This window comes from Pseudoalteromonas sp. CuT4-3, assembly GCF_035666335.1.
Taxonomy (GTDB): Bacteria; Pseudomonadota; Gammaproteobacteria; order Enterobacterales; family Alteromonadaceae; genus Pseudoalteromonas; species Pseudoalteromonas atlantica.
In genome coordinates, this window is the sequence record NZ_CP142031.1 from 17974 (window position 1) to 29527 (window position 11554).

Sequence of the window (11554 nt, forward strand, 5' to 3'; positions counted from 1 at the left end):
TTACACTTACACAAGTCGCTTATTTAGGTTCACTTACTACCCAAAAAACGTCTATTCAACACTAATACCTTGCTTTAAAAGGTACTCCACTGCTGCATTAGTATGGGGCTTAAACGCCTTCCAACGGCCAATTGCTTTGTTGTTAAGTGGTTGGCGTACTTGTACTTTACTAGCCGTAGAGACCGGTGCGGTGTTTAAGTGAAAGTCTATACACTGTGCTTGCCACTCTAAATTACAAAAGCTAACTAGCTCTTTTATTTGCTGCTCGGGCTGGGCGACTAGCTCTTCGTATTTTACTAATTTTATATTGCTGTGCAGGGCGCTAAAGTGCTGCATGAGTTTGTAAAAGCGGCTGTAAAATTTGGCAGTGTCGAGTAAATCGAGCGAGTATGCGTAGTAGGGGTTATTAATGGTAAATAACTGGCGATAGTTACCAATGCAGGTGTCCATTGGGTCGCGTAGCATGCAAATAATTTTCGCGTTTGGCAGGGCTTTGGTTATTAAGTCGATATAAAAAAAGTTAAACGGGAGTTTATCTATAAAGTGCTTATGGCTGCCGGTGGTTACGCGAGTGGCGTTTAAATACGTTGTCCCAAGCTGATTAAAATCAAGCTCATACGCTTTAGTGAGTGTTTGAGTATCGAGCACATGCGGTGTTTGAGTTTGGCTTAATTTTTTAACGCTTAGGCCAAAGTCTTGTAATTCACCGGCTGATTGTACGTCGCTGTGGCTCGATAAAATACGCTCAACCAATGTGGTGCCAGAGCGGGGCATACCTAATACAAAAATAGGCTCTTGCGTTGGGCTGCCGTGTGTTAGCGCGTGTTTATTCTGCTCACTTAAATGTTTAATGTGTTCAAATAATGCGGCTGAGCTTTTATGATCAAAAGGCTGTATAGCGCGTTTAGTGGCTTTTCCTTGCTCTAGGCTGTTAAACGCATCATCAAACTTGCCTATGTCTTGGTACTCTTTTGCAAGTGCATGGCCAATGTGTAATTTTGCATCGGGGTGTGTTACTTGCTCAAAGACGTTTTTTAAGCGTTCAATATGGTTAGTTTGCAGCGTCGCTTTGGTTAAATCGCTTAATGCGAAATGGCTTGCGTGGTGCAGTGAATTTAGCGCAATGGCGCTTTCAAAGGCATTTTTGGCTTGTTCAAATTGGCCTAAAAATTTAGCGCTTACCCCTAAATTATAATAAAACTGAGGTTGCGGTTTATTTGCATGGTTAGCCAGTTCAATTGCGCAGTTAAAATAGTTTAGTGCCTCTTTGTGCAGGCCTGCTTGTGTAAGCGCTACACCTAGGGTATCGGCATCAAGACTCTTTTTTATTTGCTCAACGGGTATCGCTAAAGCGGTATTTTTGGCTTTGGTAAGCTCACCTGTTAATGCGTAACACTTTGCAAGCTGCGCGCTGTATTCAATGCTTTTACCAAGGCTAAGGGCTTTTTCTATTAGCTTTATGGCTTTGTGAATTTGCCCAACACGTAAATTAACCATCGCCAATAAAAAGTATCCATCAGCAAAGTCGGTTTTTTGAGTGACTAATTCAACTAAGGCTTTATGAGCAAGTTCAATATTGCCTTGGTTTAAATGTGTAATTGCACTTTGGTGGAGTTGTTTTAAATTTGGCTGCATTGTTTAATTTTTATTGTTTAGTTGCGCGTTAATAAAGAAAAAAGGCTCAAATAAATTTGAGCCTTAAAACATTGTTTAAAAGTGACTATAAATTATATTTCAAATTTGTAGTTAAATTTAACGCCTACCGTAAGTGGGCGATTTATATAGTGGCCGTAGTTACGTTGTATGTCGGCACCGTTTGCAGTTGTTATATCGGCATCTGAACGACGTACTGATGTAACGGCGTATTTATTAAATACGTTATCAATGTATAAAGTAGTAGACCACTCATCAGCCGTTAGCTTAGCAGAAATATTACTTAAGCTGTAACCTGGCAGGGTTTCGCCATTGTCATGCAAACCTACTTTTGAAATTACATCACTTTGTGCGGTTAAACCGTAGTTAATATCAAGGGTTTTGTCGTTAAACACATCTGTTTGATAGTTTACACCCATTGAGAACTGATGCTCTGGCGAGCCCGGTAAACGGTCGCCGTCTTCTGCGCCATCGGTGCCATCAGCATTAAACAAAAATGGTGCGTCTGATGTTAGCTCTGCTTTGGTGTATGCGTAAGTTGCATAAACCGAGAATGAGTCAGATAAAATCGCACGGGAAGAAATTTCAATCCCTTTTGCATTTGCGCTGCCTGCGTTTGAAAGGTACGTTAATTGGCCTACATCTGTAGCGCCTGTAATTTGTGCATCATCCCAATCTATGTTGAATAACGCGGCATTAAAGTGTAGTTGGCTTCTAAACCAGGTACTTTTAAAGCCTAACTCGTAGTTTGTAGTAGTATCTGCATCAAAAAGCCTTTCGTCAGCGTTACCACATCCTGTTTGCTGGTTTTCAGGGATAGGATCAGGGCAAACAGCTAGAAGGTTGGAACCGCCAATTCTAAAGCCTTCACTTACTGTTACATAACCCATTACTGAATTAGTAAACTGGTATTTAGCATTAAATTTGAATAAGTTACCGTTATCGCCTGCTTCGTCTTTTTCGTAAGCAACGGTGATTGCATCAGGGTCTGCATCGCCATAAAGTGTATTTGCAAGCGGGAAGTCAAATGCTGCTTGCGCCTCTACATCGTATTCGTAAAAACGTGCACCAATGGTAATATCTAATTTTTCGGTAACTTGGTAGCCAACTTCGCCGAATAGCGCAGACTCAGTGACTTTACTTTTTGTAAGCTCTAAGTATTCTAATGAGTCAGGTCTTAGCTGAGCGCCACCAAAGTTATCGATAGCAAATTGGTCAAACCCAGGCGTAAACTCTCTACTTGATGCTTCGGTTTCTGTTTTGTTGTAAAAGCCACCCACAATCCAGTTAAAGTCGCTGTCGCTTTGAGACACTAAGCGAATTTCTTGAGTGAAGGTGTCTTCTTCTTCAATTTCACGCGTGAAAGATGAAAACGCTGGAAATTCTTCGTAGCCGTAATCAAGACGAATAAGTAAATCGGTTTGGTCGCGTTGGCCGTCGGCATCAAAGCTTGAAATACCCGTAGCCGATACTAGCTCTGCAAAACCTAGGTCTGCTTTTAGCTCGAGGCTTAGTAATTGATCTTCTTTTTCGCGGGGCTCTTCATAACGATAAGCAGACTCGTATTTACCTACAATATCGCTTAAGCCATTATCATCGTTTAAACTGTTGTAATGAACAATCGAGCGGCCTTCGCTGTCTTGGTTTTGGTAAAAGTAATTAAGTGTCCCTTCAAATGTTTCGCTTGGTTTCCAACGTACAGAAATACGCCCTGTGGTAGTTGTTTCGCCGTTGGCGTCTTTTACATTTTTAATGTTTTCGTTAACTGCAGCGCTATCGCTCCAATCAGGGTCGGCAAGCGATACACCTGGCTCACGCACTGTGTAAGCATAATCAATAAAACCTGGGTCTTCATATACGTTTAAGCTTGCACGCACTGCAAGTTCATCTTCGATAATAGGAAGGTTAACAATAAACCCGCCTTCGCCACCTAAAGAGTCACTTTCTTGGGTTTGAAACATATCGCCGTAAACTTCAAGCGATGTAAAATCAAGCTCAGGCTCTTTAAGCATGTAACGAATTGCACCGCCTAATGTGCCCGCACCATAAAGGGTGCCTTGTGGCCCAATAAGTACTTCAACACGTTCTACGTCTACCAAGCGCATATCTACCGAAACCGGAATTTCGTTAATGTAAGTTGATACTGTACCGCCATCTGATGATGGGCCAGACGAGTTAGTGTTTAAACCACGAACAATGATAGGAGAGCCTGAGCGGCCACCTTGATCGGTAATTGTTAAACCAGGTACCCAGCGTGCTACATCCGCAAGCTCACTGATATTTTGATCTTTCATAATATCGGCATCGAGCGCTGTAATATTTAGCGGTGCATTTTGCACAGAGCCACTGCGCCTTGTTGCTGTAACTTCGATTACTTCGAGCGATTTGTTGTTAGCTGCAACTTCTTCTTGAGCAAGTGCGGCATTAGGAAATAAAAATACGCCAGATACAGCGCTCGAAATAGCCAAGGTTAACAAGCTTGGTTTAAACATAAAAAGTGATCCCCAGTTCAAATGTTTTACATTAGTAAATTAAGTGAACAGTTTATCAGGGAGTTAAGGGGCAGGGAATAATAAAATTGAATTTTAATTCACTTTTTTGGAATAAATAGCGCGTTAAAATAAACCTTAACTCATGTAAATACATCTCGCATCCAATGATTTTCAGTAAATTAGGTACATGTTACATACAGCTAGCATGATTGTTTAAAAGTAATAGCCATTCACGTTTTTAAAATTGCACTAATTGTTGTGTTTGTTAATGCTTCTTAAGCCCTGATAAAAAAACGTTTGAGGTAGCTTTTTTAGTAATGACTTATTCTATTTTTTGCACTGTAAAAATTAAGTTTGATCCCCATTATCGTTAGTTATCGTAAGCTATTTCAATTCGCACATGTGTGCGCATCAAGGAGCAAGCAATGAGTCAGTTATTCTCGGAGTTAAACATAGGGCAACTCACATTAAACAACCGAATTATTATTGCACCTATGTGCCAGTATTCAGCAAATAATGGTGCAGCTAGTGATTGGCATACCATTCATTTAGGGCAGTTAAGCTTAAGCGGGGCAGGGTTACTTATTTTAGAGGCCACAGCGGTTAATCCAGAGGGGCGTATTAGTTATGGCGATTTAGGGCTTTGGAATAATGAAACCCAGCAAGCATTAGATAAAAGTTTAAAAGCGGTTAGACAATATAGCTCTATGCCTATTGGTGTTCAGCTAGCACATGCTGGGCGTAAAGCATCTACTGAAAAGCCATGGGATGGGGGTGGTGCATTAAGCCCAACGGATGAAAACGGCTGGCAAACGCTTGCGCCTTCAGCAGTCGCGTACGACGAAAATAGCCCAGAGCCAAAAGCCATGAGCCAATCCGACATAGACTCATTAATTAAAGACTTTGTAAGCGCCGCTAAACGCGCTGATGAGCTAGGGCTTGATTTAATTGAGCTACATGGTGCGCATGGTTATTTGTTACACCAGTTTTTATCGCCTCTTTCAAACAAGCGTGATGATGAATACGGGGGCAGTTTGCAAAACCGTATGCGCCTTGTGCTTGAGGTGTTTAAAGCACTAAGAGCTGAATTTGCAAGCCATAAACCGGTAGGCATTCGTATCTCTGCTACTGATTGGGTAGAAGGTGGCTGGGATTTAGCACAATCTATTGAGCTTGCTAAAGCATTAGACAAGCTTGGCTGCGATTTTATTCACGTAAGTACAGCAGGGCTAAGCCCAGAGCAACAAATACCGGTTAAACCTAACTTTCAGGTACCATTTGCAACCGCTATTAAAGAGGTAGTAAGTATGCCGGTAATAGCCGTAGGTTTAATCACTGAGCCACAACAAGCCGAAGATATTATTAGCGAGCAGCAAGCCGATGGCGTAGCACTAGCGCGAGGTATTTTGTATAACCCGCATTGGCCTTGGCATGCTGCAGCGCAACTTGGTGCAACCGTTAATGCGCCTAAGCAGTACTTGCGATCTAGCCCGCATGGGCAGCCTTCACCTATTAAGTAACCCACACTTTTACATTTACCATGGCTATCCACTGCATTTATATGCAGTGGGTTTTATTATTTATAAATTAGAGTTATTTATGAACCAATCACGTGCACAGCCAGTGCAAATAAGTAATACCTTAGTGAGCATTATTGCTCTGTGCTGTGGCCTTATTGTGGCAAATATTTATTATGCCCAACCTATTATTGAGCTATTAGCGCCCGATGTGGGTTTAAGTGCGCACAGCGCCAGTTTTATTGTGTCGCTTACACAAATTGGCTATGCAATGGGACTGTTTTTTTTTAGTGCCATTGGCTGATTTAGTCGAAAACAAACGCTTAATGCTCATTACCTTAGCCATAACATTTTTAAGTTTAATAGGCGCAGGCTTGGCGCAAAGCCCAAGTGTAATGTTGCTATTATGCTTATTGGTGGGGGCGAGCTCTGTATCGGTGCAAGTATTAATACCGCTTGCTGCGCATTTATCGTCAGATGAAAAACGCGGGCAAGTACTGGGTAATATAATGGCGGGGTTGTTACTGGGTATTTTATTAGCCAGGCCAGTTGCAAGCTTAATAGCCGATCATTTTGGTTGGCGAGCCGTATTTTACTTTGCCGCAGGCTGTATGGCATTTATAGCCAGTGTTATATATTTTGCTATACCGAGCAGGCAACCGGCACACAATACAACGTACTTTAAGTTATTAAAATCGCTTAAGCAGCTAATAATACAGCAGCCCGTGCTGCGTCAGCGGGCATTGTATCAAGCGCTTATGTTTGCCTCTTTTAGCTTATTTTGGACCAGCGTACCGGTTGTATTAGCCAGAGAATATGGTTTATCGCAATCGCAAATCGCCTTATTTGCTTTAGTAGGCGCAGCTGGTGCTATTGCAGCCCCTATTGTTGGGCGTTTAGCCGACAAAGGTTACACGCATCAGTTATAGTTACTTGCAAAAGTGATTGCTGCTGCGTGCTTTTTACCCAGTATATTTGAGCTTCCACACGGTATTATTATTTTAGCGCTAACGGGCATGTTTATTGATTTTGCTGTGCAGGCAAATATGGTGCTGGGTCAGCGGGTGGTATATTCATTAGAGCCGCAAAGCCGAGCTCGCTTAAACGCCATATACATGACCAGTATTTTTGTTGGCGGAGCGCTTGGCTCGTTAATGGCAAGCCCGCTATACGAAGCTGGTGGCTGGGAAAGCGTGGCGTTAGTGGCAGCGGGTATGCCAGTTATATCACTAGTCGGCTATTTAATGACAAGTAAAAAGTAGCGCGATACAAGTTATATAAAATTTTGTTATTTAAAAGGCCAGCGCAGTTATGTGCTGGCCTTTTTATAGAGGCGATTATTGTTTTTTAACACTCGAAAATGAGCTACCCACCGAGGCTATAATCACTAATAAAATAGCCAACCATTGCCACAAAGTTAATAACTCGCCAAGTATAATAAACCCAGCAAGGGCGGCAAATGCAGGCTCTAAACTTAGCATAATGCTAAACCCTTGAGCGGGCATATTACGCAGTGCAACCATTTCAAGTGTATAGGGCAGTGCGCTTGATAAAAAAGCAATGCCAATGCCCAGCGGTATAACACTCCATGTAAACGCACTGCTTTGTAATATGCCGCCATAAGGTACAAGTACAATGGCTGCTACGGTCATGCCGAGTGCGACCGTTGCGCCGCCTGAGCTTTGTGTGCCGGTTTTTTTGCCAAATAAAATATAGGCTGCCCAGCAAGCACCGGCACCTAGCGCGAGTATTACGCCAATTGGGTCTAGGCTTTCTTGGCTGCTCATATCGGGCAGTAACAGTAAAATACCCGCAATTGCACACGCCACCCAAAATAAGTCGCGCTTAGCGCGTGAGCTAAATAACGCCACCGCTAATGGGCCGGTAAATTCAAGCGCAACACCAATCCCTAAAGGGATACGCTCAATGGCGTAATAAAATAAAATGTTCATTCCGCCTAGGCTTAAACCGTATACCACAATTGATAACCGATTACCCTTAGCTGGTAGGTGTTTCCACGGTTTAAATATTAAACACAAAATAAGTGCAGAAAAGCCAAGCCTAAGTGCAGTAGTGCCTTCGGGGCCAACGACCGGAAATAACTGCTTAGCAAATGAGGCGCCAGATTGAATTGTGATCATTGCTAAAATAACGCACACAAGCGCGAGCAAAAAGTCTTTAGTGGATGATTGCATTGTTTTCCTTGGTAACAATCGTCTAGTTTTGCGCAGTGTATCTGTTTTTTATTGGCTAAGTAATAGCTTGTATGGCATACACATTAAATTTGGGAGGGAGTGACTAATATGTGCGATGAATTAGCGTAGCTGATTATGCATAACTAAAGGCAAAAGCTGAGTGTCTTAAAATAAAAAAGCCAGCGAATAGATCGCTGGCTTATAAACGTTTAGGTCGTTTTAGTGTGTTTTGCTAGCACTTTTAACTAGGCCATCTAAAGAATAAAGGCCACGTTTTTCATCATTTTTACGTTTGATTTCTTCAAGCGCACGCGCTTCTACCGCGTCAAATAATGCATTAATTAAACGGTTAAAGTGTTTATGCATTGCGGTACGTGCGGCGCTTGCATCGTGTGTTTGCAGCGCATTATAAATAGCGGTGTGCTCATCCATTACGCAATCGTTATTGTTTTTACACACACTGCCGTAATCAGCTACAATTTGTGAATTGTTTAAACGTAAATCCCATAAATTTGCCACCGCATACTCAAGGGCTTTGTTACGTGTAGCACGCGCTATAATTTCGTGAAACTCGCGGTCTGCTTGTTCTACATATAAGCCTTTTTCCATGGCTATTAGCGTTTGCTTTAATTGAGCTAGTTCTTCATCGGTGATTGATTGAGCGGCAAGTGCGGCTATTTCACCTTCAATGAGTGCGCGAGCTTGTGTTAGCTCAAAAGCGCTGATCTCTTTAGTTTTTACAGATGTTTCTTGTTGTTCTATTACATAAACGCCTGAGCCGGTTTTGACCTCTACGCGGCCTCGTACTTCTAATGCAATAATAGCTTCACGAATTGTTGGGCGGCTTACGTCAAACATGTCGGCAAGTTCTCGCTCTGGTGGTAAACGACTCCCAGCAGAAAACTCTCCTTGGTTTATCAAAGCTTCAACTTTATCAACAATGCGCCAAAATAAGCGACGGTTTCCCATATTCTACCTTTATTACCTTAAGGAATAGCGGCTAATAGGCTAAAATAGCCTAAACCTACTGTTATTAGCAGAGGTTACCCCAAAATTCACTATTATGTCAAAATTCTAAAGTGATGTAACGGTCATATAATATTATAAATGAGTGTTAACCTATTTATGTTACCAATTTAGTATAAATTTTAATAATTGGCTAGCTTGATTGGTCATGTTTTTGTGTACTAAGTTAACTTTGCTCATTTATATAAGCGTGCTTAGAGCAAGCTAACTTTAATGGATTGAAATGTGTGCAATCTAGGCGCGGGTTAATGGTGGTGCGAGGTGAGTAACCTAGTTCGCCTAATAACTGGCGCAGCCTTGGTTGAATGGTGAATAGATTTATGCATATTAAACCATTAAAAATCTACACGCTTTAATAAAGAGCCTGTGTAATTTAGCTGTACCTAATAAAAAATAAGTAAGCACATAATTACAACTAGGCTCTTGCCTTGATTGCCCACGGATGGGGGTCAACTTTAGTCCGCTGCTGCGTTTTTATCATTAGGGTAAACTACCCCAAGCTGTTTTCTTGCGGTATCAAGTACGTTCATTACGTCGCGAGCAAGCTGATGTGTATTAACATCTGACTCTCGCTTTTGCGCGTTTATGGTTTGCATAAAGTGCGCAACTTCGTATTTCATAAAGTGCTCATCAAATTTATCAGAAATAACCTCAACCTCCCCGTTATTGGCAACAAACTCTATGTGTTTTAACTGCGACACGGCATGTATTCGTAAGCGTCCGCGCTCACCTTGTATTTCGGTGATGTTATCGCCTTGAGAAATTTTAGAGTAGCTAATAACGGCTTGTTTATCATCGTAATTTAATAATACGTCGCCTGCACCATCTACGCCTGTATCTAATAGTACACCGCTGGCACTCACGCGCTGTGGAGCGCCCCAAAGTGCTATAAGTAGGTAAAGCGGATACACACCTAAATCAAGCAAAGCGCCATTGGCAAATTCCGGTAAAAAGGTATTTGGGCGTTCGCCGTTTTTGTATTTATCGTAACGTGATGAGTACTGACTGTATTGGCCAATAAACTTACGGGGTTTACCAATTTTACTCAGCGCATTTTTAAGTCGCGCAAAATTTGGCAAATGCGTGGTCATCATTGCTTCCATGTAAAGGCGTTTATTGGCGTTAGCTGCAGTTAAAATAGCATTTAGCTCTTGGCTATTAGCGGCTGAAGGTTTTTCGCCTAGTACATGTTTGCCTGCTTCAAGGCACATTACTGCATATTGCTTGTGTAGGCTATTTGGCGCTGCAATATACACCGCATCAACATCGGGGTCTTGGCATACCAGCTCAATTGAGGTGAAAATTTTTACATCGGTATTGGGGTGATTAGATAAAAAGGCTTCGCCGCTTGATTGTTTGCGTGAGCACACACCGTATAAATTAAATGCAGGTAACGTATTTGCTGCGCTTAATAGGGTATCACTAATAAAATTTGTACCGACAATGACAAAGTTCATGCCTGCTCCTTAGCTTAAATAATAAGAGCCGTTACTTTAACATTTTTTTTGCCCTGTATGCGCGTGGAGAATACCCAAACCAGCGTTTAACACTTGCGCATAAGGTTGCCTGTTCGTGATAGCCTAAAAGCATTGAAATAGTGCTGATAGAGTATTGTTTTTGAAGCAAGTAATGCGCTGCCAGCGCCCGACGTGTGGTGTCTTTAAGTTTTACAAAGCTGGTGTTATGTTTAGCCAATTCACGGTGCAAGGTACGCGGGTGCATATTAAGTGCCTCGGCAATAGTTTGGTTTGAACACTGATAAATAGGCAGCATTGGCCTTATGAGTGCGCTTACTTGGGCAGGTAATGACTGACTGTGTTCGTTGCGTTTAGCTAAAAAATTAAAGGCCGCGTCGGTTTTATTAAGGTTATTGTGGTTAAGCTTTATCGATAAGTCGGCTTTGTTTATTACAATGCCCGCACTGTTGCGGTGCTCTATTACTTTACAGCCAAAATAGGTTTTGTATGCGAGTGTATTAGTTGCCAGCTTTTGCGGTAAAAACACAGTGCGAGGCTTGCACTGATTATTACTTAATTTTTTAATTATGCTCATGGCTAAGCCAAGCGTTAGCTCTATGGCTTGGTTTATTTGTGGTAGGGGCTTTAGGTTAAATTCAAACGATAAAAATAAGCTCTCGTCATTATCTAATGAGTGCGTTGTTAAGCACAATGCGGGGCTGTGTAAGTGTAAATATTTAACCACCCAGCTAAGCGCTTCTTCTAAATTAGTCCCACTTTTAGCGGCTATGGCTATGTGGCCTAAAATATCAAAGTTTTGTTTATTTGCTAATTTAAGCCCAAAGCTTGGGCAGTTAAGCGTGTGGCTGCAGTACTCTAATAAATTTGCATAGCTCAAATAGGGTAAATATTGGTTTTCAAGGTTATTAAAGTCGACATTGACCTTACAGGATTTCATTACGCTTGCTGGGTCTGCGCCAAGTTCTTTAATTAACGAGTCTATTGAATATAAAGAGGTGGCACGTATTGGGCTGCTCATACACTGGCGCTGTAAATTAAAGAAGGTGTCTAAAAATATCAAGTTTTTAGAATTTAATCTATGCACTATAGAGCGAATAGCTTGCTGCAATAAAACTGCTTATTTACAACTGCATGGATGCACAAAGCAGAAGCAGCTACCAATAAGAACTAAATAGTGATGATGCAAAGGCACC

General features: G+C 41.8%; 7 protein-coding genes and 1 pseudogene. 2 read left to right on the top strand and 6 right to left on the bottom strand.

What is annotated here, in order from left to right:
* Window positions 1-51: 51 nt before the first annotated feature.
* Window positions 52-1635, bottom strand: coding sequence for a sulfotransferase (locus tag VOI46_RS17010; RefSeq protein WP_004587135.1), 1584 nt, complete (start codon window positions 1633-1635; stop codon window positions 52-54).
* 92 nt (window positions 1636-1727) lie between these two features.
* Window positions 1728-4145 (bottom strand): TonB-dependent receptor, encoded by a 2418-nt coding sequence (locus tag VOI46_RS17015; protein WP_004587134.1) that lies wholly within the window; start codon window positions 4143-4145, stop codon window positions 1728-1730.
* Window positions 4146-4570: 425 nt separating this feature from the next.
* On the opposite strand from VOI46_RS17015, the gene VOI46_RS17020 reads away from it, so the two are divergent.
* Together VOI46_RS17020 and VOI46_RS17025 are read left to right on the top strand one after the other, a co-directional pair.
* The gene (locus VOI46_RS17020) at window positions 4571-5665 is read left to right on the top strand and encodes an NADH:flavin oxidoreductase/NADH oxidase (RefSeq protein ID WP_004587133.1); all 1095 of its coding nucleotides are present in this window, start codon (window positions 4571-4573) and stop codon (window positions 5663-5665) included.
* A gap of 79 nt (window positions 5666-5744) precedes the next feature.
* A pseudogene (locus VOI46_RS17025) lies at window positions 5745-6924 on the top strand (MFS transporter).
* A 75-nt stretch (window positions 6925-6999) separates the two neighbouring features.
* Here VOI46_RS17025 and VOI46_RS17030 read toward each other — a convergent pair.
* The 4 genes from VOI46_RS17030 to VOI46_RS17045 form a co-directional block, all read right to left on the bottom strand.
* Window positions 7000-7857, bottom strand: a complete 858-nt coding sequence (locus VOI46_RS17030) for a DMT family transporter (RefSeq protein WP_004587132.1) — start codon at window positions 7855-7857, stop codon at window positions 7000-7002.
* A 219-nt stretch (window positions 7858-8076) separates the two neighbouring features.
* Entirely contained in the window at window positions 8077-8826 is a 750-nt protein-coding gene (locus VOI46_RS17035) for a FadR/GntR family transcriptional regulator (protein ID WP_004587131.1), read from the bottom strand.
* Between the two features lie 512 nt (window positions 8827-9338).
* Window positions 9339-10340, bottom strand: coding sequence for a Gfo/Idh/MocA family oxidoreductase (locus VOI46_RS17040; protein ID WP_004587130.1), 1002 nt, complete (start codon window positions 10338-10340; stop codon window positions 9339-9341).
* 31 nt (window positions 10341-10371) lie between these two features.
* Entirely contained in the window at window positions 10372-11379 is a 1008-nt protein-coding gene (locus tag VOI46_RS17045) for an AraC family transcriptional regulator (protein ID WP_039972205.1), read from the bottom strand.
* Between the last annotated feature and the right edge of the window lie 175 nt (window positions 11380-11554).

Coding starts and splice junctions, on each gene's coding strand:
- VOI46_RS17010 (WP_004587135.1), bottom strand. CDS start 1,635: ATGCAGCCAAATTTAAAACAACTCCACCAAAGTGCAATTACACATTTA.
- VOI46_RS17015 (WP_004587134.1), bottom strand. CDS start 4,145: ATGTTTAAACCAAGCTTGTTAACCTTGGCTATTTCGAGCGCTGTATCT.
- VOI46_RS17020 (WP_004587133.1), top strand. CDS start 4,571: ATGAGTCAGTTATTCTCGGAGTTAAACATAGGGCAACTCACATTAAAC.
- VOI46_RS17030 (WP_004587132.1), bottom strand. CDS start 7,857: ATGCAATCATCCACTAAAGACTTTTTGCTCGCGCTTGTGTGCGTTATT.
- VOI46_RS17035 (WP_004587131.1), bottom strand. CDS start 8,826: ATGGGAAACCGTCGCTTATTTTGGCGCATTGTTGATAAAGTTGAAGCT.
- VOI46_RS17040 (WP_004587130.1), bottom strand. CDS start 10,340: ATGAACTTTGTCATTGTCGGTACAAATTTTATTAGTGATACCCTATTA.
- VOI46_RS17045 (WP_039972205.1), bottom strand. CDS start 11,379: ATGAGCAGCCCAATACGTGCCACCTCTTTATATTCAATAGACTCGTTA.